General features: G+C 33.4%; 31 protein-coding genes, 2 tRNA genes and 1 rRNA gene. 14 read left to right on the top strand and 20 right to left on the bottom strand.

Translation table 11 applies throughout. The annotated features are described in order from the left end of the window. Positions 1-86 precede the first annotated feature (86 nt). Complete coding sequence (locus tag NSED_RS01495; protein WP_014964477.1) at positions 87-1,109, top strand: magnesium transporter CorA family protein; 1,023 nt, start codon at positions 87-89, stop codon at positions 1,107-1,109. 59 nt (positions 1,110-1,168) lie between these two features. Further along, entirely contained in the window at positions 1,169-1,441 is a 273-nt protein-coding gene (locus NSED_RS01490) for a hypothetical protein (RefSeq protein WP_014964476.1), read from the top strand. Between the two features lie 50 nt (positions 1,442-1,491). Here the strand turns inward: NSED_RS01490 and fsa are convergent, their stop codons facing one another. The 4 genes from fsa to NSED_RS01470 form a co-directional block, all read right to left on the bottom strand. Further along, positions 1,492-2,163, bottom strand: a complete 672-nt coding sequence (fsa, locus tag NSED_RS01485; RefSeq protein WP_014964475.1) for a fructose-6-phosphate aldolase — start codon at positions 2,161-2,163, stop codon at positions 1,492-1,494. After that, positions 2,160-3,134 carry a transketolase family protein gene (locus NSED_RS01480; protein WP_016940035.1) on the bottom strand — a complete coding sequence of 325 codons (975 nt, stop codon included), beginning with the start codon at positions 3,132-3,134 and terminating at the stop codon, positions 2,160-2,162. The genes fsa and NSED_RS01480 overlap by 4 nt, the downstream gene beginning before the upstream one ends. Next, a complete protein-coding gene (locus NSED_RS01475) occupies positions 3,131-4,741 on the bottom strand; it encodes a ribulose-phosphate 3-epimerase (RefSeq protein ID WP_232212316.1) in 1,611 nt (536 codons plus the stop codon). Before NSED_RS01475 ends, NSED_RS01480 begins: the two co-directional genes overlap by 4 nt. 129 nt (positions 4,742-4,870) lie before the next feature. Next, entirely contained in the window at positions 4,871-5,437 is a 567-nt protein-coding gene (locus NSED_RS01470; protein ID WP_014964472.1) for a YkgJ family cysteine cluster protein, read from the bottom strand. A gap of 68 nt (positions 5,438-5,505) precedes the next feature. Here NSED_RS01470 and NSED_RS01465 point away from each other — a divergent pair, with 68 nt between their 5' ends. Continuing rightward, a complete protein-coding gene (locus NSED_RS01465) occupies positions 5,506-5,880 on the top strand; it encodes a hypothetical protein (RefSeq protein ID WP_014964471.1) in 375 nt (124 codons plus the stop codon). 37 nt (positions 5,881-5,917) lie between these two features. Beyond that, positions 5,918-7,387 carry a leucyl aminopeptidase gene (locus NSED_RS01460; RefSeq protein WP_014964470.1) on the top strand — a complete coding sequence of 490 codons (1,470 nt, stop codon included), beginning with the start codon at positions 5,918-5,920 and terminating at the stop codon, positions 7,385-7,387. Between the two features lie 2 nt (positions 7,388-7,389). Here the strand turns inward: NSED_RS01460 and NSED_RS10895 are convergent, their stop codons facing one another. Then, positions 7,390-7,518 (bottom strand): hypothetical protein, encoded by a 129-nt coding sequence (locus tag NSED_RS10895; RefSeq protein ID WP_272942436.1) that lies wholly within the window; start codon positions 7,516-7,518, stop codon positions 7,390-7,392. Between the two features lie 54 nt (positions 7,519-7,572). Continuing rightward, positions 7,573-7,692, bottom strand: a 5S ribosomal RNA gene (gene rrf / locus NSED_RS01455). A gap of 92 nt (positions 7,693-7,784) precedes the next feature. Between rrf and NSED_RS01450 the strand changes: the two genes are divergently transcribed. Together NSED_RS01450 and NSED_RS01445 are read left to right on the top strand one after the other, a co-directional pair. After that, the gene (locus NSED_RS01450) at positions 7,785-9,572 is read left to right on the top strand and encodes a ribosome biogenesis/translation initiation ATPase RLI (RefSeq protein WP_014964469.1); all 1,788 of its coding nucleotides are present in this window, start codon (positions 7,785-7,787) and stop codon (positions 9,570-9,572) included. 5 nt (positions 9,573-9,577) lie between these two features. Then, the gene (locus tag NSED_RS01445) at positions 9,578-10,405 is read left to right on the top strand and encodes a class I SAM-dependent methyltransferase (RefSeq protein WP_014964468.1); all 828 of its coding nucleotides are present in this window, start codon (positions 9,578-9,580) and stop codon (positions 10,403-10,405) included. A 1-nt stretch (position 10,406) separates the two neighbouring features. Here NSED_RS01445 and NSED_RS01440 read toward each other — a convergent pair whose 3' ends face one another. Further along, the gene (locus NSED_RS01440) at positions 10,407-10,625 is read right to left on the bottom strand and encodes a hypothetical protein (RefSeq protein WP_014964467.1); all 219 of its coding nucleotides are present in this window, start codon (positions 10,623-10,625) and stop codon (positions 10,407-10,409) included. 37 nt (positions 10,626-10,662) lie between these two features. Next, positions 10,663-11,160 (bottom strand): ribosomal protein S18-alanine N-acetyltransferase, encoded by a 498-nt coding sequence (rimI, locus tag NSED_RS01435; protein ID WP_014964466.1) that lies wholly within the window; start codon positions 11,158-11,160, stop codon positions 10,663-10,665. Positions 11,161-11,234: 74 nt separating this feature from the next. On the opposite strand from rimI, the gene NSED_RS01430 reads away from it, so the two are divergent. Continuing rightward, positions 11,235-12,341: a site-2 protease family protein gene (locus tag NSED_RS01430; protein WP_026090014.1), complete on the top strand. Its 1,107-nt coding sequence runs from the start codon at positions 11,235-11,237 to the stop codon at positions 12,339-12,341. Here NSED_RS01430 and NSED_RS01425 read toward each other — a convergent pair. Next, positions 12,333-13,415, bottom strand: coding sequence for a nickel-dependent lactate racemase family protein (locus NSED_RS01425; protein ID WP_014964464.1), 1,083 nt, complete (start codon positions 13,413-13,415; stop codon positions 12,333-12,335). The genes NSED_RS01430 and NSED_RS01425 overlap by 9 nt on opposite strands. A gap of 50 nt (positions 13,416-13,465) precedes the next feature. On the opposite strand from NSED_RS01425, the gene pyrE reads away from it, so the two are divergent. Beyond that, positions 13,466-14,071 carry an orotate phosphoribosyltransferase gene (gene pyrE, locus NSED_RS01420; protein WP_014964463.1) on the top strand — a complete coding sequence of 202 codons (606 nt, stop codon included), beginning with the start codon at positions 13,466-13,468 and terminating at the stop codon, positions 14,069-14,071. A gap of 288 nt (positions 14,072-14,359) precedes the next feature. On the opposite strand, the gene NSED_RS01415 is transcribed toward pyrE, so the two are convergent. The 3 genes from NSED_RS01415 to NSED_RS01405 form a co-directional block, all read right to left on the bottom strand. Beyond that, positions 14,360-14,710, bottom strand: a complete 351-nt coding sequence (locus tag NSED_RS01415) for a mechanosensitive ion channel domain-containing protein (RefSeq protein WP_232212305.1) — start codon at positions 14,708-14,710, stop codon at positions 14,360-14,362. 123 nt (positions 14,711-14,833) lie between these two features. Further along, positions 14,834-15,055, bottom strand: a complete 222-nt coding sequence (locus NSED_RS01410) for a hypothetical protein (protein WP_014964461.1) — start codon at positions 15,053-15,055, stop codon at positions 14,834-14,836. Between the two features lie 73 nt (positions 15,056-15,128). Next, positions 15,129-15,380: a hypothetical protein gene (locus NSED_RS01405; protein ID WP_014964460.1), complete on the bottom strand. Its 252-nt coding sequence runs from the start codon at positions 15,378-15,380 to the stop codon at positions 15,129-15,131. A 232-nt stretch (positions 15,381-15,612) separates the two neighbouring features. Between NSED_RS01405 and NSED_RS01400 the strand changes: the two genes are divergently transcribed. Next, positions 15,613-15,870: a hypothetical protein gene (locus tag NSED_RS01400; RefSeq protein WP_232212304.1), complete on the top strand. Its 258-nt coding sequence runs from the start codon at positions 15,613-15,615 to the stop codon at positions 15,868-15,870. Between the two features lie 29 nt (positions 15,871-15,899). After that, entirely contained in the window at positions 15,900-16,370 is a 471-nt protein-coding gene (locus tag NSED_RS01395; RefSeq protein ID WP_014964458.1) for a hypothetical protein, read from the top strand. 100 nt (positions 16,371-16,470) lie between these two features. Here the strand turns inward: NSED_RS01395 and NSED_RS01390 are convergent, their stop codons facing one another. Beyond that, positions 16,471-16,686 (bottom strand): hypothetical protein, encoded by a 216-nt coding sequence (locus NSED_RS01390; protein ID WP_014964457.1) that lies wholly within the window; start codon positions 16,684-16,686, stop codon positions 16,471-16,473. A 106-nt stretch (positions 16,687-16,792) separates the two neighbouring features. Between NSED_RS01390 and NSED_RS10105 the strand changes: the two genes are divergently transcribed. Next, positions 16,793-16,969, top strand: a complete 177-nt coding sequence (locus NSED_RS10105) for a CDGSH iron-sulfur domain-containing protein (RefSeq protein WP_014964456.1) — start codon at positions 16,793-16,795, stop codon at positions 16,967-16,969. A 155-nt stretch (positions 16,970-17,124) separates the two neighbouring features. On the opposite strand, the gene NSED_RS01380 is transcribed toward NSED_RS10105, so the two are convergent. The 3 genes from NSED_RS01380 to NSED_RS01370 form a co-directional block, all read right to left on the bottom strand. Further along, positions 17,125-17,466 (bottom strand): hypothetical protein, encoded by a 342-nt coding sequence (locus tag NSED_RS01380; RefSeq protein ID WP_014964455.1) that lies wholly within the window; start codon positions 17,464-17,466, stop codon positions 17,125-17,127. 125 nt (positions 17,467-17,591) lie between these two features. Beyond that, the gene (locus NSED_RS01375; protein WP_014964454.1) at positions 17,592-17,813 is read right to left on the bottom strand and encodes a hypothetical protein; all 222 of its coding nucleotides are present in this window, start codon (positions 17,811-17,813) and stop codon (positions 17,592-17,594) included. Positions 17,814-17,911: 98 nt separating this feature from the next. Then, on the bottom strand, positions 17,912-18,310 hold the full coding sequence (locus NSED_RS01370; RefSeq protein ID WP_014964453.1) for a DUF6659 family protein: 399 nt from the start codon (positions 18,308-18,310) through the stop codon (positions 17,912-17,914). Between the two features lie 233 nt (positions 18,311-18,543). Here NSED_RS01370 and NSED_RS10395 point away from each other — a divergent pair, with 233 nt between their 5' ends. Beyond that, the gene (locus NSED_RS10395) at positions 18,544-18,720 is read left to right on the top strand and encodes a hypothetical protein (RefSeq protein WP_016940030.1); all 177 of its coding nucleotides are present in this window, start codon (positions 18,544-18,546) and stop codon (positions 18,718-18,720) included. 227 nt (positions 18,721-18,947) lie between these two features. Here NSED_RS10395 and NSED_RS01365 read toward each other — a convergent pair. Both NSED_RS01365 and NSED_RS01360 read right to left on the bottom strand, forming a co-directional pair. After that, positions 18,948-19,021 (bottom strand) — tRNA-Ile (locus tag NSED_RS01365). Between the two features lie 41 nt (positions 19,022-19,062). Further along, complete coding sequence (locus tag NSED_RS01360; protein ID WP_014964452.1) at positions 19,063-19,695, bottom strand: iron-containing redox enzyme family protein; 633 nt, start codon at positions 19,693-19,695, stop codon at positions 19,063-19,065. Between the two features lie 80 nt (positions 19,696-19,775). Between NSED_RS01360 and NSED_RS01355 the strand changes: the two genes are divergently transcribed. Both NSED_RS01355 and NSED_RS01350 read left to right on the top strand, forming a co-directional pair. Continuing rightward, a tRNA-Glu gene (locus NSED_RS01355) sits at positions 19,776-19,854 on the top strand. A 42-nt stretch (positions 19,855-19,896) separates the two neighbouring features. After that, entirely contained in the window at positions 19,897-20,748 is an 852-nt protein-coding gene (locus tag NSED_RS01350) for a polyprenyl synthetase family protein (RefSeq protein WP_014964451.1), read from the top strand. On the opposite strand, the gene NSED_RS01345 is transcribed toward NSED_RS01350, so the two are convergent. Further along, positions 20,738-22,222, bottom strand: coding sequence for an NADH-quinone oxidoreductase subunit N (locus tag NSED_RS01345; protein WP_014964450.1), 1,485 nt, complete (start codon positions 22,220-22,222; stop codon positions 20,738-20,740). The genes NSED_RS01350 and NSED_RS01345 overlap by 11 nt on opposite strands. A gap of 12 nt (positions 22,223-22,234) precedes the next feature. After that, on the bottom strand, positions 22,235-24,313 hold the full coding sequence (locus NSED_RS01340; protein WP_014964449.1) for an NADH-quinone oxidoreductase subunit 5 family protein: 2,079 nt from the start codon (positions 24,311-24,313) through the stop codon (positions 22,235-22,237). Positions 24,314-24,315 lie beyond the last annotated feature (2 nt).

Here is a 24,315-nt window from a genome sequence, read left to right as displayed (position 1 = left end):
ATTCTAGCCTCAATTCAGCAATGCAATTAGTTTCAAAATGGTCATAGCGATCGCTTTAAATTTGTTGTATCAGGGTATTTTTCGACATGAGGAAAGGATTCATCAGAAATAGGTTACGCTCCACTAGAAAAACAGTCGAGACAACCATAGAAAGTAAGATTGAAACCATTCAAGGTGAAAAATTTGTATGGACCGATTTACAAAATCCAGATAGAAATGATGTTGAAAAATTAGCTGAAAAATACGATTTCAATGAATTAAACATCGAAGATTGTATGACCAAATTTGAGCTTCCAAAATTAGATAGTTATGATGACCACTTCTTTGTGATCCTTCATTTTCCACCACTAGCACAAAAAATAGCAATATCAAAAAACAGTCAATTGTCAATATTTGTAGGAAAGGACTTTCTAGTCACTGTTCATCAGGGGGATCTTAAGCCATTAGTAGAATTAGTAGATATTTGTAAATCAAATTCTGACCAACAAAGAAAGAATACACTATTAGGAAGATCGTCAGGAATGTTACTTCATGAAATCTTGGATGTGTTAGTTGATGATCTTTTACATACATCAAGGAAGATTATTGCAAATCTTGATGAAATTGAAGATAGGGTTTTTGATGAAACAAAACCAGTAGCAAGAAGTATCGCTTTACTCAGAAGGGAAATTAACAGGTTAAGAAGAATAGTGAACCCATTAAAGAAATTTGTATTAGAAATAGCAAAAAATGTTAAAAGATTTTCAGGTAGCGATGATGATGAAATTACATTATATTATGACGATGTAATCGACCACATTGACAAAGTAATTGAGACATTGGAAGAATCAAGGGAAACTATGGAAATTTACAAAGATACAGACTTTGTGTTAAGCACTGAAAAAACAAACAAAGTTCTTGCAGTTTTAACAATAATTTTCACGTTAGCAATTCCATCTACGGTGATTGGTACATTTTATGGAATGAATGTTGATTTACCAGGAGGAATTGGAAGTGATATTTTGATCTTAGGACCATTTACAACATTCATTATTGTAATTATTGCATCTGCAATTCCAGCAATCATGATGTTTGCGTATTTCAAGAAATTAGGATGGATTAGTAGTTAAAACTAGCAAATCTTACAAAAAATGAGCTTAATTAAATACAAGATAATTTAACCTAAATCATGGGGAAAATTAGAATAAGAACTGGTAGAGGAACCGGAACTATCGAAGTTGATGAAGATGCTTCAAAATGGTCTGGAGATGAATTTAGAAAGATCCAAGAAGCAAGGAAAAAAGCATCAGCAGGAAGAATGGTTCATACAGGTCGTGGAACTGGTTCAAGAAAACTAGGAGACATGCCTGATCCAAAAGCCAGACCTTCAACTGAGGGAATGACTAGAGTTACAGGTAGAGGAACTGGTTCAAGAAAAAGTAGGAATAAAGGAACACAGTAGTAAAGCCTCTATTTTTTAATTTTTATAGTTTCATCCTTAGTTAATTTTATCTATATTTTGATATCAGGATTTCCAGATTTTAATTTGTCCCAATCAGCAAGGAAATTTTCCAAGCCAATTTTTGTCAAAGGGTGTTGTAACATTTTATCCAAAACTATAGGAGGTAGTGTAACAACGTCTGCACCAATTTTTGCAGCATCTATAACATGTAAAGGATGACGTACACTTGCAACAAGAATTTGCGTTTTTAAAGTATCTTTATAGTGTTCAAATATTTCTTTAATTTCTTTAATCAGATCCATGCCATTTTGTCCAATATCATCTAGTCTTCCAATAAATGGACTGACATATTTTGCACCAGATTTTGCTGCAAGTAAAGCTTGATTTGCAGAAAATACCAATGTGACATTCACAGGAATTCCTTCAGAGGATAGGGATTTGCATGCTTTAAGACCATCAGGTGTCATAGGAACTTTTACTACAACATTTTCCCCATATTGACGAAGACGCTTACCTTCTTCTATCATTCCTGAATATTCAGTACTGACAACTTCTAAACTTACATCACCTTTGATGATTTTTGTAATCTCTTCCATTGCATCCTTGGGATTTCCTCCTTCTTTTGACATGAGTGAAGGATTTGTAGTGATTCCATCTAACAGTCCCATGTCGTTAAATTTTCTAATTGATTCGAGATTAGCAGTATCTAGGAAAATTTTCATAATTTTTTACTCCTAATTTCTTTGACTTGTTTTGCCATATTAAAAGATGTTATTCCATGTTTTTCTAAGAGTAATGGAATTTCATTATCTCGTGCAGACTCTCCAAACATATCTTGGGCTCCAATTCTCTTTATAGGTACAGGATAAGATTCAGAAATAGATTCAGCTACAGCAGAACCCATTCCGCCAAAAATATTATGTTCCTCAGTTGTCACAATACAACCAGTTTCTCTAGCAGCTTTTTCTAATAATTGATTGTCAATGGGTTTAATTGAAAACATATCCAAAACTCTACAAGAAATTCCTTCTTGCTGTAAAGATTCAGCAGCCTCTAAAGCCATTCTGACAGTTATACCACATGCAACAATAGTGCAATCAGAGCCATCCCTCATCGTAATACCTTTTCCAATTTGAAATTCCTGAGAATCAGAGTGAACTAAAGGTGTTGCAGATCTTGCCATTCTCATGTAAAATGGCCCATATTCATTTGCCATTAATTGTGTTAATTTTGAAACAGCAATAGTATCAGCAGGGATAAAAACTCGGAAATTTGGAATAACTCTCATTATTGCAATATCTTCAATTTGTTGATGAGAACCACCATCAGGACCTACGGATAAACCACCATGGGATGTAACTAATTTTACGTTAAGACCTTTTTTTCCAGGTGGTGAGGGATAAGCAATATTATTTCGAATTTGATCAACTGCCCTACCAGGTAGAAATATTGCATAAGTGCTAGCAAAAGATGTTTTTCCAGATGCAGCTAATCCGGCTGAAATAGTTACAAGGTTTGCTTCAGCAATACCTACATTGAAAAATCTCTCCGGAAATTCTTTTCCAAATCCAGAAGTTTTAAGCGAATCAGTTGTATCTGCACCTAAAACAACAATGTTTGGATTTTCTTTTCCTAATTGAATTAATGTTTTGGAATATTCTGAACGCATATCAGTCATTATAGGTTCATTCAAAGATACCCTGCCTCCTGTGCAATTTTTTTAATTTGATCTTGTTTTTCTCCAATTACGTGTAGGCCAATCCATTTGTTTACCAATTCGGTCCCACCTAATTCATTTGCTTTATCAAGTAAATTTCGTCTTCTAGATTTTAACACCTCAGTTCTAAAATCTCTAATGGCAGCTCGAACATCTTGTTGTCCAATAATAGCACCACCTCCAACAAAAACCCGTGCACCATCTGCAAATATAGAACCAATATTTTCAAGATTTACACCCCCGTCAGCCTCAATATAGCCTGTAAAATTATGTTCTTTTAGAACAGAGTTCAATCTAGACATTTTAGCATGTGTCTCTTCAATGTATTTTTGACCAGATTTTCCAGGTACTACAGACATTACAATTAACTGATCAAGTGATTCTAAAAATTTGTAAGACCATTCAGGTAGTTCAGTGTCTGGATTTATTGAGAATCCTACACCAACTTGATTTTGTTTTAACAAATCATGAATTTCTCCAAAACTAGATTCATCAGTAACTTCTGCATGAACAGTGATAATGTCACTGCCCGCATCGATATAGTCTTTAACATATTTTACAGGTTCATTTATCATCAAGTGAGTGTCAAAAGGAATTACTGTTAATGGTCTTAGTTCTTTGATTTTGTTATGATCGAAAGTTTTTGTCGGTACAAACTGTCCATCCATTACATCAAGATGAATGTAATCTGCCCTACCAGACACACATCGTTTAATTTCATTTTCTAAATTTGTCATATCTCCTGCAATAATTGATGGTGAAATCATGAACTGTGAATCCAATTCAAGATTAATCATAGGGACAACATCAGAATCAGGAGCTTTCCCATGCCATTGTGGATTGTCTTCCATGTGCTCTATAGATTTTCCCTTGATAGTTCTAGAAATTATTATTGTAGGAACGCCTTTTGTGACATTTGCTTTTGCAATTGCTGCATTAATTTGTTCTATACGATGTCCGTCAATTTCAATTACATTCCAACCAAATGATCTCCATTTATCCCCGGTTTTCCAACGCGACGCATCTTTCCACATTTCAGAAATATTATCACCTTCCAATTTTTCATCAAGAGGCATGACTTTTTCAGTGTACGAGTCTTGTTGAAGGAAATTTCTATCAAGAAAAGCAGTCAGATTATCAACTTTGTATTTTGAAGCAGTCATTGCAGCCTCCCAAACTTGTCCTTCATCAGACTCCCCATCTCCAATGATGGTATAGACATGGTGACTTTTAGAATCAATTTTTGCAGCAAGTGCAATCCCTATAGAATATGATAATCCAGTACCTAAAGAACCACCACAGAACTCTATCCCAGGACACTTGAGATCTGGATGTCCTTGTAATTTACTTCCAAATTTACGTAAAGTTTCAATTTCAGACTCTGGAAAATATCCTGCAACTGACATATTAGAAAATAGTCCAGGAGCAGCATGTCCTTTTGATAAAACTAAACGATCTCTATCTTCCCATTGTGGATTTTTAGGATCAAATTTTAGATATTTGTTGAACAAACAACCTAAAATTTCTGCCATAGAAAAAGAGCCCCCAGGATGACCAGATCCAGCAGCATTAGTTCCTTTAATGACTAATTTACGGGCTCTAAGAATATTTTTTTTATTTGATAATAATTAAGCCCCATTTGCAACGTTATACTTGTAAATTGAATAAAAATCTACTTCTAAAAGAAAACCGCTAATTGAATACATCAAGAGTCAAGAGATCAAAGAGGATTCTACTTTATCTAACATAAATTTCAAAAATGCAGATAATGGTTTTTTTCTCCAATGTTTTGTATTCCATTCCTTTACAAGTTTATCATAGAACTTCCATTCAAATTCATCTTTTTTAAGATGGGTTATCATCATTTCCTCAAATTTTGCGATATCCCAATCTATAGGGCACATCATACTAGTCATCTGATTCAATTTCCCATTTTTCATTTCAAATGGATATGATTTGCACACTCCAGGCTTGATATCATTTACTGTACATCTAAAGACATCTTTAGTTTCTTCGAGGAATTTACATGCACCATTATTTTGTTTCAAAGCAAGATCTATCAGACCTTCTTTTACCTTAATTCCTAAAGAATAGTCCTTTGCACCATAAACATCTAAAAAACTCTCAGGAGCCAACCCCAGTCCGATAGAGAGACGGTAAACATCATGAGCATTGACAAATATCACATATTCTTTACAGCAATTTGTATGACATGAAACACATGGAAATTCTCCAGTCTCATCATTGCCGGAATCATAACCCTTTGAAATTAATTTCATAAACTATCAAAATGAATTTCAGATATTAAGTTTGTAAAATTTTAATTTGATCGTTACTATGTATTATCATGGAAATTAAAGAAAATGTCCCAATAATGTTATTTGATAATCAATGCTATTTGTGTATGAAATTTGTAAAAATTGTCAATTTTTTCGCCAGAGGGAGAATTACAATGGTAGGACATTATTCAGAATTCGGTAAAAGAATTAGGGAAGAAATTTTGGATGAATCAGCTCTGGACATGTTTTGGCTAATTGGTGATAAAAGAGCACATGGAGGAAGAGCTGCATTGCTTCCACTAATAAAATCCATTTTCTCTGAAAAAACAAAAAAACAACTCTCAATTCGTAGCGATGATTGTAAACAAGATTGTAAAACGATCAAAGCAGTGTTTGTTAGATCATCCAGTCTAATTACAAATAGTAAAACAATAGATCTATAGTAAATCTAAATATTACTTTAAAAAACAGAATTTTATAGTGAAAATTAAAACAGCGAATTCATCAAAAAAGAAAACAAATCTACTTTGCGGATTTGTATTAGAAAATGATAGTAAGGTTTTAGGATTACCAAAATTTGATGCAAAAACTACCAATGTTATCAATCAATCCCTTAAAGATATGGAAGGAAAATTGGGAAAATTAAGCATCATACCATTATCTGAAAAAAAATCCATACAAAGAATTCTTCTTGCCGGCATAGGCAAAAAAGAGAACTTGACAAATGATACCATTAGATTTGTTTCAGGCAAAATTGCTCAGAAAGCTAGAGAATTGAAATTAAAAGAATTTTCTATAATTTCTCCTCCAAGTTTTGTAAATGAACCAAATTCCACAATTTCTCAAATTATAGAAGGCAGCAAAATGGCTCTTTACAAATTTGACAAATTCAAATCAGAGAAAACAGGATCTGATCCTAACTTAACCATAATAGTTTCAAAATCAACAAAGATTTCCAAAACCATCAAGACGTCTGAAATTGTTGCAAATGGAGCTATTTTTACTAAAAGTATTGCTAACCTACCTCCTAACGAATGTACACCTACAACATTAGCAAATTTTGCAAGAAGTATTTCAAAGAATAAAATGAAATGTAGTATAATTTCTGAACCTGAATTAAAGAAGAAGGGGTTTGGTGGAATTTCTGCAGTGGGTCAGGGAAGTAAAAATCAACCAAAATTAATTATTTTAGAACATAATCATGGACCAAGAAATGAGAAACCAATTGTACTAGTAGGAAAGGCAGTCACATTTGACACAGGAGGTATTTCGTTAAAGCCAGGAAGTGCAATGGATGAAATGAAATTTGACAAATGTGGAGGATGTACTGTATTAGGAATAATGAAAGCAGTTTCAGAATTAAAACTACCACTCAATGTTGTTGGTATTATTCCGTCAGTAGAAAATATGCCAGGAGGAGAATCATATAGGCCGGGAGATATTATCAAACTGTATAGTGGAAAAACTGCAGAAATTCTAAATACAGATGCAGAAGGTAGATTGATTCTATCTGATGCATTATCATATGGAGAAAAACAATATTCTCCAAAAGCAATTATTGATTTTGCAACTCTTACAGGTGCATGTATTGTAGCACTTGGCACCAATGTTGCTGCAGTAATTTCAAATGATGAAAAACTAACAAAGAAAATTAATGAATCCTCTAAAAGAACTACAGAAGAAGTGTGGGAACTTCCATTAAACCAAGACTATATGGACATGATAAAATCAGAGGTTGCAGATATGAAAAATGTTGGAATAGGTAAAGCAGCCGGAACTATTACAGCTGCAGCATTTTTGAAAAATGCTATTGAAAAAACACCATGGGTTCATATTGACATTGCAGGAGTTGCATGGACACAAAGTTCTACAAAAGAAAAGTCATACAATCCAAAAGGTGCTACAGGTTTTGGTGTAAGATTGATTTTAGATTATTTGCAGAGATTATAGAATTAGTATCCTCTACTGTTTCTGTCAGGAGTTCCAACATTAGGATTTCTCCAACCATGTTTTTCCATCATATGGTTTAGCAATCTAATATCATTGTCACATATTTCTCCACATACACTACAATTAGGCATTGAATTCATATCAATCCAATCAAGTCAGTATTAAAAGATTGATTGTATAATAGAAAATGCCAGCACTGTTGCTTCCCAAGAGCTCTCGCATCTTAGTAGCACAACAGCGACGTCAGGTTTGACTTCCAAGTTCGGAACGGGATTGGGTCGCACCCTAACGCTATGGCCGGCTTGAAATTAGATGTCAAATTCTCATCTATTAACGTAACGCCGGATTTGGTGATGCTCAAAATAGGTATAAAGCAAAGAAAATACTCGATTACAACATGACTCATAGAGTAGCAGTTTTAGATCAGGATCTATGTCAGCCACAAAAATGTGGTTTAGAATGTATAAAATATTGCCCAGTCAACAAATCAGGCGCAGAATGTGTCACTATTAACGAAGAATCAAAGAAAGCTCAAATTGATGAGGATATTTGTAATGGATGCGGAATTTGTGTCAAAGTATGCCCATTTGATGCAATAACAATTGTCAACCTAGCAAGCGAACTAGCTACGGACAAAATTCATCAGTATGGAATGAATTCATTTCGACTTTACAAATTACCCACACCAAAGAAGGGAGAAGTTGTTGGATTATTAGGTAGAAATGGGATGGGAAAAAGTACGGTAGTCAACATACTATCAGGAAATCTTAAACCAAATTTGGGAAGATATGATAACCCACCTGAATGGGATGAAATTTTAAAACATTACAGTGGAACAGAACTCAAACAACATTTTGAAAAAATTGAACAAAAACAAATCAGAGCATCAATAAAACCACAGCAAGTTCATCATATTGCTCAGGCATTTGATGGAACTGGAAAAGAACTCCTCGACAAATATGATGAACGCGGAGTATCAAGAGAACTGATCAAAGAATTAGGATTAGAGAACTCTATGGAACAGAGTTTAAAGGAATTAAGTGGTGGAGAATTACAAAGAATTGCAGTTGCAGCTGCGGCATCAAAAGATACAGAGTTTTACTTTTTTGATGAACCATCATCGTATAATGATGTATTTCAAAGAACAGGTGTTGCGCGAGTAATACAAAATTTGGCAAAAATTGGGAAAAGTGTAATGGTAGTAGAACATGATTTAACATTACTAGATTTTCTAAGTGATTATATCGAAGTGTTGTATGGAGAACCTACAGCATATGGAATTGTCTCAAGTATTCTATCTACAAAAGTTGGAATCAATGTTTTCCTTGATGGATATTTACCAAATGAAAATGTAAGATTTAGGGATAAAAAATTCTCTTTTGATGTATCATCTTCAGTTACAGATATTTTTCAAGAAGGTAGTGATATTCTCACATATCCTAAACTGGAGAAAAAATATCCTTCATTTTCAGTAACAATTGAGCCTGGAAGAGTAAGAAAAGGAGAAGTTTTAGGAATTATGGGAGCTAATGCGCTTGGTAAAACAACTATGATGAAAATGATTGCAGGGGTTGAAAAGCCAGATGTAGGTCATATTGATAAAAAATTAAAGATTGCATACAAACCACAATATCTTCAAAACGATCTTGATGTGGAAGTCATATCAGTTCTAGATAAAGCAAATGAAAATCCAGTTGAAGGTAGTATGGAAGAAGAACAAATTCTAGATCCATTAAAAATCAAAAAACTGTATAATAAATCAATCAAGAATCTTTCTGGAGGAGAACTGCAAAAAGTAGCCGTTGCATCATGCCTATTGCAAAAAGTTGATTTGTATGCACTAGATGAACCATCAGCATTTTTGGATGTAGAAGATAGAATTGCAGTTGCAAAATTTTTACAAAAATTTGTTCGTTCTTTTGGAAAATCAGCGATAATCATTGATCATGATTTACAACTGATGGATCTAATTTCAGATTCAATGATAATATTTGAGGGAGAATCAGGATCTGCAGGAATTGCTACATCACCTATGCCAAAAGCAGAAGCCATGAATAGATTTCTAAAATCACTTGACATGTCATTTAGAAGAGATGAAAAAAGTCTAAGACCCCGTGTAAATAAATTAGAAAGCAGGTTAGATAAAGATCAAAAATCAACTGGAAACTTCTATTACAAGCATTGACTCGGATGCTAAAAAAAGCACTAGAAAATGTGCTCACAGAAGAAGAAAGTGATGAATTAATCTCAGCATTTGATCAGATTGGGGAAATAATTATTGTAAGAATTCCAGAATCATTACTCTCAAAAAAGAAAATTATCGGAAAAACATTGTTAGATGAGGTAAAAATTGTAAGAAGTGTATTCTATCAAGCTTCTGCAGTAGAGGGGGAATTTCGTACTAGAGATCTTGAAATTCTTGCAGGTGAAGATAACACAGAAACTGAATACAAAGAATTTGGCTGTAGATTCAAGGTTGATGTAAAAAATGCATTTTTTTCACCAAGACTATCTACAGAAAGAGAAAGAATTGCCAATCTGGTTCAAGATGGAGAGGTAATAACCAATATGTTTGCAGGAATTGGAATGTTTTCAATAATGGCGGCAAAAAAGAAGAAATGCACCGTATATAGTCTTGATATCAATCCAGTAGCTTCAAAATTGTGTGATGAAAATAGCAGTTTAAACAAACTTGCAGGAAATGTCATTTCAATAAACGGAGATGCAACGGAAATTATCAATAAACAACTAGTAGACAAATCTGATAGAACATTGATGTTGTTACCTGAAAGGTCTGATGAGTTTTTAGAATCTGCAATTAAAACAACCAAAAATCAAGGAATTATTCATTATTATTCACATATACATGCAGATAAAAAATCAGAAGCTGGAAAATTATCAGAAAAACACTATCTAAAGATCACCCCAGTAAAATCAGAAATTTTAGATTCAAAAATTGTTAGAGCAGTGGGTCCAAGATATTATCAAACAGTTGTAGATGTAAAAATTTTCAAATAAACTAATCTTCAGAGGTAATTGATGCAGATGAAGGTTTTGTGGTAGCCATCACATATCCAATCCATGCAATAACTCCCAAAATACCACCTGCAATCATTAATACAGATAATTGTAATACAATTGGACTCCATTCAGATAACATTAGTAAATATGCATAAAGGAAAAATCCGCCAATACAAAGCACAAAAATGGTAACACCCATTCCTTTTCGTTTATCCATGGCGAAGAATTTTTTGTGAGTTATTTATTGGTTTGAACTATTGTAGTTCAATTGCCATGAGATATGCATCCTCACCATCTCGATAATATGCGTTTAATTGTTGACGAATTACAAATCCTAGTTTTTCATATAGTCGTACAGCTTCAGTGTTACTACATCTAACTTCTAAATAGAATTCATCACATTTTCTTAATTTTACACCGTTAACTGATTCTTCAACAAGCGCATTTCCTATACCTTTTCTTCTATATTCTTCAAGAACTGCTATGGAAACAACATGTCCCTTTTTGACAAAGCCTAGCTTCTTAAAATTTGAAAACCCAAATTCAGTTTTACACATAATGTATCCAACATGTTTTCCTCCAATTTCTGCAACAATGAAAGCCTCTGGAAGTTCAGCAAGTAAGCTTTCATAGAAATAATCAGAATAGTGTTCTGGAAGAGTTTTCAGATTGATTTCCATTATGGAAATTAGATCGCTTGGTTCTGCGCGTCTAATATTGCAATCCCCCAACTGCCTAAGAATTACTTGCATGATGTTGTTTAGTATTATCAATATTTAATTTTAAACCAAAAGTCCATTTAATGGAAAAATCTAATCTTAAACAGATGGAAGATCCCTCACAAGAAGACATTATTTCACTAGTCAATTCCCTATTTCAGGTTAGCGACTTTACCAAAACTGAATTTTCACTAGAATTTAGAATAGAAGATGATGATTTCAAATCAAAATTTGAAGGCTTGGCTAGAAAATTAGAAGATATGAAATATGTTTGTAAATTAGAAAAAAGAGATGGAGAACTGTACGTCATCATTCAAAAATTTTCCCCAAATAAACAAAGAAAATGGATGAGTACTTCATGGACTCCAAGAATATTGTTTGCCATTGTTATTTCATTTGTAATGATTGATGGGTATTACAGAACGTCAGGGACAAATTCAATTGTAGAAATAGGCGATCCCCTTGAAATGGCAGCAGTTTACACATTGTCATTATTAGGGATTTTAGGAATTCATGAACTAGGTCACATTATTGCTGCAAAGGCACATGGTCTAAAAACTACTTGGCCATATTTTATTCCAGGACTTCCAGTTATTGGCATACCAACATTTGGGGCATTTATTCAATCAAGAGGACTAACAATCAATCGAGAAATATTATTTGATGTTGCTATTGCAGGGCCTATCGCAGGATTGGTAATTGCAATTATAGTTTCAATTTATGCTGCATATACTGCACCAATTTTAGATCCTCAAATTGCAGCAGGATTATTTGAAGATTCAAGATTAATGGAATGGAATCAAGGTGAGCCATTACTAATGACTGCAAGTTTGGCTTTGTTTGGAAAAGGAGGATCAGGATATGAAGTTTTAATGACACCAGTTATGTTTGCGGCATGGATTGGTTTCTTAATTACATTTTTAAATTTATTGCCTGCTTGGCAATTAGACGGAGGTCATATGGCAAGAACATTACTTGGAGTAAAATTGCACAGATATGCAACTTTTGGAAGTATTGGAATTCTTGTTTTGTTAAATTATTGGTTAATGGCAATTCTGATTCTAATAATGAGTTCAAGAAACCCTAGTGCAATGCCATTGGACGATGTTTCTCCTCTTTCAAGAAATAGAAAACTTGCATATATTGGAATTATAGTTTTAGCAATTTTGTGTGCACCGTTACCATCAGATTTCTTACCTATGCTTTTACCTTAACAAAAGTCTTGCACCATCGGTAACCACTGCAACTTTCTGACGTGATCCTTGTGTTTTTAGAATATAGTCCATCGAATATTTTATTCCCTGCATAGAAATCATGTTGAGTTTCTTTGCATAAAATTCAGGTAAAATTGAAACAAGTCCAATTTGAAATTTCTTTTGTATTTCAGAGAGAAACAGTAAATCTTCCATCCCGTTAATGTATTTAGTAGGGTTTCGTAGTTGTTCTAGAGTCAATCTATCTTCAATGTATTGTTGTAATGCATCAGAACCTAATCCACCTTTACATTCAGCTACTAAAATAGCAAGACCATCTTTTTTGATTGCATTGGAACAATTCCAAAGAGAAGAGAGAGAGTGTCCTAGATCATCATTACTTGCATCTTTTCCAGTGCTAATCACCATTGTTTTATGTTCACCAATATCTTTGATAGAATTTGATTCAAGGATTTTGGTTGATGATATAGTTTCTGAAGGATGACCAATTGAGAAATCTATAATTCCCTCAGAATTTGCAACTATTTCTATTCCCTGAATTTCAAAATTGTCAGTAAATTTTTTTGCTTCAGTTAAACTCTCAGAATACTGCCCAGGAGTAGGAAAATTTCCTTGTCTTTTTGCATAAGCTGCAAGCATAGATTCTTGGCCAAATTTTTTGATTAAACGTGTGGAAATAGTCTCATAACCAAACAAGCCATTAAATTCCATCTCCCCCATGAAAACAAGATTTGAATTTTCAATTCCAACCTCGTCAAATTCATTAATTGAACTGCCTTCAGGTAATCCGGATTTTACTAAATTGAGGATTCTTTTGTCAGTTAGTATTTTTGGAAAGGGTTTTGATTTTTGTTCACATAATGTAAACAGGGAAGAAATTATTTTTAGAATAGTTTTCGAATTATGTAATACCACAAGTTCCATAGGTTTTGATAAATCAAGAGTGTTTAGTTTTTCATTGATCGCAGTATCATCTAAAATTTTACCTTCAGAATCAATTTTTTGCTCTAAATTTTCAGCCTTTATATCTAAAACTACATCAGTAATTCCATAATTTAACCAGATTTCAGGCATAATTATCTCTCAATACAAAACAAAATAAATCCAGTGTAGTTAACTTTTGTATGGAATTTGTAAAAGAGTTTGCAACATTTTTACATCAAAAAGGCATCATAAAATTTGGCGACTTTACATTAGCTAGTGGAAAACATAGCTCATACTATGTTGATTTAAGGTTAGTACCAAGTTATCCTATTGAATTTAGAAAAATGGTGAAATATCTTGAAAATCAGATTGTTGAAGATATCGGATTAGACAATTTTGATTCAATCGTTTCAGTTCCTACAGGAGGTTTAGTAATTGCATCAGCACTAGCAATAGAAACAGTCAAACCGCTAATCTATGTTAGAAGTAAACCAAAAGATTATGGGACATCAAAATCAGTCGAAGGGAAAATTCACAATAATATGAAAGTCGTCATGATAGATGATGTTGCCACCACTGGAGGTTCAGTGGTTAATGCTGTAAAAGATCTAAAAGAAGTCAACATTTCAGTTAAGGACGCATATGTTATAGTAAATAGAATGGAGGGAGCTGCCGACGCATTATTGGGATTGGGTGTAAAAATGCATTCTATTTTAAATATTTTACAAATTACAGAGACTTTATTCGAACAAAATCTAATTGATGAAAACGTATTGGAAAAAGTGAAAAAACAAATCAACAAGTAAATTTATGGCTGCTCAGACAAATGCCTTCCAATCATCAATTCAGATATAACTCTGATTCTTCATTGCGGCCAGATAATTTTTGATTTGCTCATTTTAAAACTAATGGAAAATAATGGGCCCGAAGGGCTTCAGGATATTTTGTCATTACATTTAGATTCAATCCAGGCATGATAATTTTTCTCTTTTAGGATATCATCTATACAAATAACTAAAAATTAAGTTTTTCACACAAATTACAGTGAAAATCCAATTTCAAAAATTACATGCATTTTACTGACAAAATAGGTTTTACCTGGTTTTACGATATCTAGAAAAGATTTGCACCATTTCTTCACTTAGTTTATGATTAGGAATTATTATTTTTGTTCCATCTTCAGTAATTGCTGTAACTTTAGTAAGATGCAATCCAGTGATGGTACATCTAACATAGTCAAATTCAATGGAATCACCTACGTTGATCTGAGGACTCAAAAAGATGCTAATTCCAGACATGGCATTTTTTAATTGGTTCTGTAATGCAATACCAAACACAACAGCAACAGCACCAATAGAAGTTATTGCTTCCAGTGCGAGATCAAAGAGGCCAAACATTGTTCCAAGATAAACAAATTCGCCTAAAAGTATGAATATTAACAACATACCCAGCAGTTTATCGGATCCTTGTAATTCATGTAATTTTGTGTTTATAATATGCCTTGTAAGAAAATATAGAAAAATAGTTAGAACTACGGATAATACTGCAAAATAAATTTCAGACAATTTTTATCGAAATAAATCCTCTTCATAAAATTCAATCATACTGTCTTTAATGGTAATTCTAGAGAATTTCTTAAATCTGAAGGATTCAGTAAAATTTGCTTGAATCATACTAAACTCAATGGTTGCACCATCTTCAAGAGATTCATAAGAAGAAGGTGAAGAGCTATTAGCATGTTTCCATCTACCTATTAATTTACAAGTGTCAAATAACTTCTGTGTTTTCATTTTATCGTGAATCTGACTACCGGAATTCAAAAATGATTACCTCTACATGTTTTGTATAATTTGAAGAGAGCAATCATTTTGATCTCACAATTATGGGTGGTGCTTCATGCAAAGTATGGATACTTCTGATATTGTCTAGCGAAAATATACTAGACAAAACAAATTGATCAACATCACTAGGAACTGATTTGTCGACTTTTACAATGCAATCATATGCACCACGTACAGGCACATCTTTCTTTACGCCTGACAGTTTTTGAACGGTATTTGCAACTTCAATGTTTTTGTGAATCGTACATGTAAGAGGCAAATATGAAGCGTTCATAATTTACACTGATCAAAATAATTATTATTAATTCATAAGCTAATTAATTGAATTTCAATTAATTTGATGATAATATACTATATGTAAAAAAAGAATCATTAAAGGTATGGCAAAAAATAGAGATCTTGAAGATTATGAAAGAAAAAGATTAGAGAAATGGAAAATAGGGAGAAGGAATTTTTCATGAAAATAAAATTTTATCTAAATCAAAAAAGCAAGGAAGATGTTAATCATGAGTGTTAATCAACAATTAAATCTAAATGTAAAATTATACAAGGCTTTCAAAAGTTGTAAATTAAAAGGCAGATGGAATCTTAAAAAAAATTCTTTTCATGAATATGTAGCCTTAGATGAAGGAGCATCAATAATTTTGTATGGAATAAGGTCAGAATGGAATGAAATTTTTTCTTTTAAAAAAGATTCAACAATCACCATTAAAAATAGCATCATAGAATATTATGACAATGATGTTATTAGCAAATCAGAATAACAGATAATTTTTCTGAGTTAGTGTAAATAATGAAAAGTAAAAATTTGAAATATCACATACAGACACACATAAAGGCTTCAAAAATTCCAAAAAAACTATCAAAATCGGCATATGGATACAGTATGGCTGAGGGTATTTTTGTAGGGCTTCCTGCATCAAAAATGAAAGGAAAATGGGTTCAGCTAACTATCCCACCACTACCTCCAAGAGCAGTGGTTCCTATTGGGCACATAGGTCCATGGAATGGTGGCGGTTGGAACGATAAATATGATGATCCATATTGGAGAGCTAAAAAGAGGCCCCAGGCTGAAACTGGAAAAGACTTTCAGAATAAAACCACAGATAAAAGTGGAATACAGATTTCTGATAAATTATGGAAATTGATGGGTTTACAAAAAAAGAGAAGTGTTTTTGTTAATTGGCATTTTGTTCAATCACCTAAAAACAAAAGAGCATTAGTTATTGATGAGAATGGAAAAAGAAAAATGCATATCCCATAAAATTAATCCAAGGATTTTTAAAAATTATCAAATGATAAACTCTTGTTCAATCAAACATTTTGTAATAGTTATCATAATCAATACAAAAATAAAAAAGGAATTATTCCTCTCTGGCCTTATCATGAGTCCAGTAGTATGCTATTTTTGATGGAATAAGCCAAAATTTCTTTGTGCCTCCATCAATTTCTACCAGATCTGATGACTCATCAAACTTCACATTGTGTTTGTGAAGTTCAAACTTTTCACCAGTGTCTGACATGACCATCAGCTCACCTTTTTCATCAACCATTTTTTGTAGTTGTTGTAGTTTTGTCATGGTTTAATTTGTATAGAAAATTACATTAACACTTTTTCAAGAATTAGCTTAAATTAAAAACGAAAGCTTAACGGGGTTTTTAGAGTATAAATGATATATTTTATCAATGGCAAATGTAAAAATCAAAGCAATAAAAAACGGTCCACTGTTAGTAGAAGTAGATAAAAAAACAACTGTTACATTATGCAGATGTGGTAAATCCAGCACTCAGCCTAGCTGTGATGGAACTCATACTAAAGTAGGATTTCAAGCAGATTCTGCAGAAATCAGTGTTACAGAGTAGATAATTTTTAAATACGTTTTACTTTAGTTTCCAACCTATGTTTATTTGAACGAGTAGAATATCTTACTTTACTATTACAATAAGGATATCGAGAAAATTTTTCTGATAAATTAAGCTCATTATTTCTAAATTATCTAAATAAGATAAAAAAGAGGTTATAGAGTTTGTTTGGCTCTCTTTAACGCTTTTTGGTATATAGAGTTCTTTTTTCTTGCAGATTTTTCTGCAGATTTTATAGCCTTTTTCATACTCTTGATTTTGTTATTTGCCTGTAGAAGTTCTCTCTTTCTTTTGTTTGCTACTTGTTCAGCACGTTTTTTTGCTTTACTTGCTGTTTGTTTTGCTTTTCTAACTGTTCGTTTTACTTTTCTAACAGTACGTTTGGCCTTTTTGACAGGCTTTCTAACTGTTCGTTTTGCTTTTGTAGCTGTTTTTCTAACTGTTCGTTTTGCTTTTCTAACAGGTTTTCTTTTTGCAGTACGTTTTTTTGCTGCCATTGTAAATTAAAAATTTTTTCAATTAAATAATGTAAACATCAGAAATTTTTTATGTAAACTCAATAAATTTTACATAGATATTTTGGATTTAAATTATTTTTAAATATTTTGAAAAATATGCCAAATTAAAGAGGTCGAATTGATGCCTGATCTATACCATCTATAGCTTGAATTCTTTGAACTACATTAGTTGTTACATAGTTTTTATCATCAGATTCAACTTTGGCTAGAATTTCATTCTGATTTTTTCTTTGTTCTATAGTCTGTATATCTTGAAATTCTTTTAATCTTTCAATTGCATAATCTCTCTTCCCATCATTACAAATTACCAAAATTTCATGAATCATACATTGTTTATACAATAAATAACTATAAACTCATGTAAACAAAAATGAATAATTTCACAAAAATAGCTTAATTTAACATTAATAAAATATTTCCAAGATTAGGAATCAGAGTGAGAAAAGTTTTTGAAAATTATTTCATAAATTTTTATTGCAGTATTAGCAATTAATTCGCAATTTTCATGTGGATCTACAGATATCAAAACAACAAAGCCAAAAATAGGAATAGTTATGAAATTCATTTTATCCCTATAACTTACATTATATTTTAAAAGGCCAATTTGTTCATCAAAATCTTTCTTTAATGCAACATCCAATACAGATTGAATAAACAAGGATTGTGAGTTTTTGTCAGTTAAGGGAAAGATTTTGTTTTTTTGATTTTTTTCAAAAATTAAATTTCCTAAAGGATCAATAATGCAAATAGATCTGATACTTTGATTGGCTAATAATGTATCACAAGCATGACTAACTGATGTGAGAGATATTTGTGAGGACATAGTTGTATTACCACTCAAGATGCAATAAATCCAAATAAGCTAAATTGTTGAATTTAAGCTATTTTGAGGCCAATTTTCGTTCCAGATATCAAAAAAACAACCTACGGGCGGTTCAGAAATAGAATAGCATGATGACAACAGTTCAATTTTCATAATACAAAAAAGAAAACGAAGATTATTTTCCAAAAATTAGCTTATCATGTTAAATATGACATAGGAATTAATGATACACTGTGTACATAAAACCAAAAGCAATAATTTACATTATTATTGGAATTTTATTTACAGCTGGAATACTAATCATAAATTTTACAGATATTTTTTCAGAAACATGGTTTATTGGATTAATCTTAATTGGAATAAGTATGGCAATTATAGCAATTACCATCATACTAAAAATGAGAAGTTAAAGGGAGATAACTAATTTAGCAGATAAATTAAGAATGTTTTAGAAAATAGCATAGCAAGTTTGAAAAAATAAAAACAGAAAGATAGAAAATTAACAGGATTTAAAAATAAAATAATTCGACATCAACTAATTTTACAAAATTCTCCACAGACACAAGGTTAAGGTTCGATGTGTTGGCTCATGATACCCCCTATAATCATGGGACCAAATAAAGACTCAGATAGGGTATGGGCCCGAAGGGCTTCGATCCCTTGGCTCACCGGTTATGAGCCGGTTACTCTACCAAGCTGAGTTACGGGCCCTAAGCAAAGGAATTTTTTCTCAGGTATAAAATGTTATGAGATTAACAGTATTCTTCATAACAGCTATCAAGCAGCAAGTTTTGTGCTGAAATTGATTTGTCTGCAATTTCAATCAAGTTGCTAGAGTCAACTGAAGATTTTTCCAGTATATTTCTCCATGATGCTGCATGTCTAATATCAGCTTCAGTATGAAGTTTGAAGTATTCTGTGGCTTCATGACTTGTCATTCCATAAAATTCTGCTAATCCATCAAGTTTTGTTTGACTGATTTTTGGAATTTCTTTTTCAAAAGCATACATAGCGCATGCACCACCATCAAAAGTGTTCATTAATTGAGTCAAGTCAGATACTGCTTTTTGGGTTTTTGCAGTTCCTGAATATGAAATTAATTCATCTTCAGATATTCCTAGTTCACCTGCAAAAGCAATCCAGGGTTTGATATGATCAGATTCCTCTTGCTGATTTTCAACTAATTCCTTAACTACTGATTCAGGAGATTTTTCAATTATTGGAGTCATAAATGAAGGAACAGCTTTTACAAGTTGAAAATATTCTTTGGAATACCCTGCTAAAGATTTCTGTGTTAATTTTCCATCAGACCACATTTGGTAAAATGGGTGTTTTAGTAAACTTCTTTCTTCAATCATTTCATCAATTTTCTGTATTATATTCATGATTCATCTGCAATTACGCCAATAAAAAAATCTTTGTGGTGTACAAAAGATTTTATGATGATAATGCAGAATTTTCGTGGGTTCCAGTGGTGTAGACCGGTCAAGCATTTTGCCCTTTCAAGGCAAAGATCCCGGGTTCAAATCCCGGCTGGAGCACCAAGATTTATTTACTAATGGGAAAGTTTTTTGATCAGGCCCATCTTGGACAGGAAAAATATCGAGATAAATCCTCTACTTGAAACCTATGGAAAATATATTCAACGTATAGATCAAGCTTTGGAAAATGAACTTGCAATTTATTCTGAATCAGAGTTTATTGAACCTCTAAAATATTCACTAGAAGGAGGTAAACGAATTAGACCTATTATTTTGAATTTGGCAGCTGAAAGTGTGGGTAAAATTGATGAAAATGTACTATCAGCATCATGTGCGGTTGAATTTCTCCATATGGAATCAATCATTCACGATGATATCATAGATAACGAAACAATGAGAAGACAAAAGGATCCTTTCCATGTCAAATATGGATACAATACCAGTGTTTTAACTGGAGATTTTGTTCTAGGATTGATTCTTGCAATATCATCAAGGTTAGACAATGCTAGAATTACAAAAGATTTGGCCACAACTGCCATGCTAATGAGTGAAGGCGAGATGATCGAAGGCAGATTAGAAACAGGTGAAGATGTAACATTTGATGACTATCTAAAAGTAATCGAATACAAAACAGCAGTAGCATTTGAGGTAGCAGCAAGAATTGGTGCAATTATTGCTAATGGAACAGAAGAACAAATTGAAGCATTAACTGAATATGGAAAGAATATCGGTATAGCATATCAAATTAGAGATGATTTACTAGATTGGAAGAATGAAGACAAGTTATTCAATTTACTAATCAAAAAAAGTTCTGACCCTAGAGATGTCTTTAACAAAATGGAAGAATTACTAAAAGAATATTCTGAAAAAGCTAGATCAGGGTTGAGGAAAATTCCAGATAATGATGCAAAGATAAATCTAGATAATTTAATTAAATTTACTTCGTTTAAGGCATAAGACCTAAACTAATTACAGGAGTTGCAAACTCTACAAACTTTAGTAATGGTTCTGGGTATACACCAAATCCTACTAAGAATATTGTTGAGAAAATCATTACAGCAATAACAGATTTTGGTTCTGCAACTCTCTTTTCGGTTTCTCCTTCAAAGTACATCTTTCTTGTAATCCAACCATAGTAAGCAAGAGATAGTGCACTGTTTAGTACACCTGCAATTGCTAGCCAAGGTGCCCACCATAAAGCAGATGAAGCATCAAGAGCACTTCCAAATAACATCAATTTACTCCAGAATCCAGAAAGCGGAGGTACTCCAGCGAGTGCAAACAGAGCAATTACTAAACCTAATGCAGTAATTGGCATTCTTCTTCCAAGCCCTTTCAGTTTGTCAATATGAGTAACTGCAAGCGTAGTGACAATACCTGCTATTGCAATAAAAGCAGCACCTTTCATCACTGCATGATTCATAATTTGATACAAGGAACCCTGCAATCCAAGAGAACTATGTGGTGCTACTGCAAGTCCAATCAAGATGTATCCTGCATGAGCGATACTAGAGTATGCCAACATTCTTGAAATGTTCTTTTGCATAATTGCAGCCACATTTCCTATTGTCATAGTCATCACAGCAATAATTCCAAGAGCTAATGTCCAGTCAAGATTTAGAACAACCATACCAAGAACTATAATTCTAATCGATGCAGCAAATCCTGCTTTCTTTGTTGCAGCAGCTAATAGTGCAGTAATTGTAGGGGGAGCTCCTTCATAGGTATCTGGTAACCACTGATGAAATGGGACAAGTCCCATTTTGAATCCAAATCCTGCAATAAACATCCCAACTGAAAGCAATGCAAGAGGCAACATGGAAGGATCAAGTGTAGAATAACCTTGAATCACTTCACCAATATTTGTAGAGCCTGTTAGTCCATAAGAAATTGAAATTCCGTAAACTATGATTGCAGAAGATAATGCTCCAAACAAGAAATATTTTAGAGCAGCTTCATTTGAACTTGGGTTCTTTTTCATGTAGCCAACTAAAATGTATGTTGGAATACTCATTAGCTCCCATGCAACAAACAACATTATCAAATCGGTGGAGTAAGCAACTAGCACCATACCAATTGTTGCAAGTAAAATTAGTGAATAGTAAACCGCAGGAGAATTGTGTTTTCGCATGTAGTTGAAAGAGCCAACAGTTGTGAAAATAGCAACAATCAACATTGCAATTGCAAAGAATCCTCCAAATGCATCATCTACAATTACATCTTCTGAGAAAAGAGCTGATGAAGCAACATTTTCATTGATGAATTGATATCCAACATAGCCCATGGATACTATTAATGCAGCAAAAGCAATTACTGCATAAAATGAGTTTGAGCCTTGTTCTTTTCTTGCAATACTGATGATGGGAAGAAGAATTCCAACTGTTCCTAAAATTGCAATTATTATCAATGGTGTTGAAGTAATTTCGATCATTTCATAATTCTCCTATATCAACAATATCAGAACTACGAATAGTAATCCTGCTCCAAATACAAATAGATATGATTGTGAAACACCGGTCTGAGTTCCTTGAACAACTTTGGCACTCCATCCAACTGCCTTTTGAACTCCATCATTCATACCGTAATCGATGGCGGTCTTTTCAAAGTATCGGAAGATTCCTCTTGCTAACCATAATGGGGCTACAACAAAGCACCAATAGATAATTGCATTAAGATACCATCTGTTTAAGATGACTTTGTGAATTGAGTAAAAGAAAATATTTGAATTGACAAATTTGACTGGATCAACCCATCTTCCAATGTAGAAGATGTAACCAAGTCCAATACCTGTAGCAAATGCTACTAATGATGAACCAAGTGCAACAGGGTTAAGTCCTTGCAAGAACTCTGGTAGGATTGATGCTTCAGCAGCAACATGTTCAGTGTGAATACCAAATGAGTGTTCAAGATAATCAGTGAACATATGATGTAATCCTTCTTCTGCAGATAACCCAATAAGACCAATACCAATTGTAAGAACTGCAAGAATTCCATATGGTACCCACATAGACAATGATGCTTCATGAATATGATGTCCTTCTTCTTCCATCTTTTCGATGTGTTTGCTCTTCTTTCCAAAGAAGACCATTCCAATCATTCTTGTAGTATAGAATGCAGTGATAACAGCAGTTAGTACAGCAATAATGTATAGTGGCAATGCCCATTCATTTCCAGATGTATAAACAGCAGCGAATATTGCATCCTTACTCCAGAAACCTGTTGTGATAAATGGAGCACCCATCAAACCAAGGCCTGCAGCCCACATGAATGCATAAGTTTTCTTCATCTGTTTTCTCAAACCCCCCATGTCGGTCATGAATCTAGAACCAACAATATGTAGCAAAGAACCAGCTGCCATGAATAATGAAGCTTTGAACATTGCATGTGAAATCAGATGGAAGAACCCTGCAGTGTAACCGTCAACATATTGATGAGATAGTCCTGCAACACCTAAGGCCATCATCATATAACCAATTTGAGAGCCGGTAGAATATGCAAGAACTTTCTTAATTTCAGGATTAACCATACCTTGTGTTGCAAGCAGTAATGCAGTAATGGCGCCAACCCAGGCAACAATTTCAAAGAATTGATCAGCCATAATTCCTGCAGCACCTAATGCAAATACAAGTGGACCAATTCTTGCCACCAAAAAGACTCCTGCTTTGACCATTGTTGCTGCATGAATCAATGCAGATACTGCAGTAGGACCAGTCATTGCTTCTAGCAACCATTCGTTTAGGGGGAATTGTGCGGACTTGCCTACTGCTCCACCAAACAGTAAAACAAATGCAGGGACTAACAATCCCTGAGCAGCCATTGCAGTTGCCCAATCAGTATCTCCCATTAATTCTTTAAATCCAAATGTACCTGCAAACAAAAATATCAAAAGCATGCCAGCAATCATCATAACATCACCGACTTTGGTCATGATGAATGCCTTCATTCCTGCATGTGTTGGGGCGTAATAATCTAGCATTCCAAGAACTGTACGACCTTCAACACCAACATGATCTTTCTTTTTATCACGATACCAAAAGCTGATCAAAGCATATGATGCAAGTCCTACACCTTCCCATCCAAAGAAGACTTGAAGTAAGTTATCAGATAATACAATTAATTGCATTGAACCAATAAAGAACATCATCCAAAACCAGAATCTGGTAATGTCTTTGTCACCTTTCATGTAACCAGTACTGTAAATCATAATCAAGAATGAAATCCAGCCAACTACATTTGCCATAATAATTGAAAGAGGATCAGCTAAGACGCCACCTTTAAGACCCAATGCTTCTATCCACATAATTTGATGATGCATTTCGTGTGCTTCAAGAGCTACAGGAATCATTGTTGCTGCAGATAATGCACTCATTAAAGCAAATGCAACTGCAACATATCCAGTTGCATGTTTTGATAATTTTCCAACACCAGGAATAATCATTGCTGCAGCAAAGGGCAGAATCCAAACTAACCAAGCACTAAGAGTTCCAACTTCAAATGGTAATCCAAAAGCTTCTGTTGCCATAA

It is taken from the genome of Candidatus Nitrosopumilus sediminis, assembly GCF_000299395.1.
Lineage (GTDB): Archaea > Thermoproteota > Nitrososphaeria > Nitrososphaerales > Nitrosopumilaceae > Nitrosopumilus > Nitrosopumilus sediminis.
The sequence above is the reverse complement of the archived record's forward strand: the minus strand, read 5'-3'. Positions and strand labels throughout refer to the sequence as shown.

Excerpts from the sequence above, each read along its gene's own strand:
- NSED_RS01495 (WP_014964477.1), top strand. The coding sequence starts at position 87 with ATGAGGAAAGGATTCATCAGAAATAGGTTACGCTCCACTAGAAAAACA.
- NSED_RS01490 (WP_014964476.1), top strand. The coding sequence starts at position 1,169 with ATGGGGAAAATTAGAATAAGAACTGGTAGAGGAACCGGAACTATCGAA.
- fsa (WP_014964475.1), bottom strand. The coding sequence starts at position 2,163 with ATGAAAATTTTCCTAGATACTGCTAATCTCGAATCAATTAGAAAATTT.
- NSED_RS01470 (WP_014964472.1), bottom strand. The coding sequence starts at position 5,437 with ATGAAATTAATTTCAAAGGGTTATGATTCCGGCAATGATGAGACTGGA.
- NSED_RS01465 (WP_014964471.1), top strand. The coding sequence starts at position 5,506 with ATGGAAATTAAAGAAAATGTCCCAATAATGTTATTTGATAATCAATGC.
- NSED_RS10895 (WP_272942436.1), bottom strand. The coding sequence starts at position 7,518 with ATGCCTAATTGTAGTGTATGTGGAGAAATATGTGACAATGATATTAGA.
- NSED_RS01450 (WP_014964469.1), top strand. The coding sequence starts at position 7,785 with ATGACTCATAGAGTAGCAGTTTTAGATCAGGATCTATGTCAGCCACAA.
- NSED_RS01445 (WP_014964468.1), top strand. The coding sequence starts at position 9,578 with ATGCTAAAAAAAGCACTAGAAAATGTGCTCACAGAAGAAGAAAGTGAT.
- NSED_RS01440 (WP_014964467.1), bottom strand. The coding sequence starts at position 10,625 with ATGGATAAACGAAAAGGAATGGGTGTTACCATTTTTGTGCTTTGTATT.
- rimI (WP_014964466.1), bottom strand. The coding sequence starts at position 11,160 with ATGCAAGTAATTCTTAGGCAGTTGGGGGATTGCAATATTAGACGCGCA.
- NSED_RS01430 (WP_026090014.1), top strand. The coding sequence starts at position 11,235 with ATGGAAGATCCCTCACAAGAAGACATTATTTCACTAGTCAATTCCCTA.
- NSED_RS01425 (WP_014964464.1), bottom strand. The coding sequence starts at position 13,415 with ATGCCTGAAATCTGGTTAAATTATGGAATTACTGATGTAGTTTTAGAT.
- pyrE (WP_014964463.1), top strand. The coding sequence starts at position 13,466 with ATGGAATTTGTAAAAGAGTTTGCAACATTTTTACATCAAAAAGGCATC.
- NSED_RS01415 (WP_232212305.1), bottom strand. The coding sequence starts at position 14,710 with ATGTTGTTAATATTCATACTTTTAGGCGAATTTGTTTATCTTGGAACA.
- NSED_RS01410 (WP_014964461.1), bottom strand. The coding sequence starts at position 15,055 with ATGAAAACACAGAAGTTATTTGACACTTGTAAATTAATAGGTAGATGG.
- NSED_RS01405 (WP_014964460.1), bottom strand. The coding sequence starts at position 15,380 with ATGAACGCTTCATATTTGCCTCTTACATGTACGATTCACAAAAACATT.
- NSED_RS01400 (WP_232212304.1), top strand. The coding sequence starts at position 15,613 with ATGAGTGTTAATCAACAATTAAATCTAAATGTAAAATTATACAAGGCT.
- NSED_RS01395 (WP_014964458.1), top strand. The coding sequence starts at position 15,900 with ATGAAAAGTAAAAATTTGAAATATCACATACAGACACACATAAAGGCT.
- NSED_RS01390 (WP_014964457.1), bottom strand. The coding sequence starts at position 16,686 with ATGACAAAACTACAACAACTACAAAAAATGGTTGATGAAAAAGGTGAG.
- NSED_RS10105 (WP_014964456.1), top strand. The coding sequence starts at position 16,793 with ATGGCAAATGTAAAAATCAAAGCAATAAAAAACGGTCCACTGTTAGTA.
- NSED_RS01380 (WP_014964455.1), bottom strand. The coding sequence starts at position 17,466 with ATGGCAGCAAAAAAACGTACTGCAAAAAGAAAACCTGTTAGAAAAGCA.
- NSED_RS01375 (WP_014964454.1), bottom strand. The coding sequence starts at position 17,813 with ATGATTCATGAAATTTTGGTAATTTGTAATGATGGGAAGAGAGATTAT.
- NSED_RS01370 (WP_014964453.1), bottom strand. The coding sequence starts at position 18,310 with ATGTCCTCACAAATATCTCTCACATCAGTTAGTCATGCTTGTGATACA.
- NSED_RS01360 (WP_014964452.1), bottom strand. The coding sequence starts at position 19,695 with ATGAATATAATACAGAAAATTGATGAAATGATTGAAGAAAGAAGTTTA.
- NSED_RS01345 (WP_014964450.1), bottom strand. The coding sequence starts at position 22,222 with ATGATCGAAATTACTTCAACACCATTGATAATAATTGCAATTTTAGGA.
- NSED_RS01340 (WP_014964449.1), bottom strand. The coding sequence starts at position 24,313 with ATGGCAACAGAAGCTTTTGGATTACCATTTGAAGTTGGAACTCTTAGT.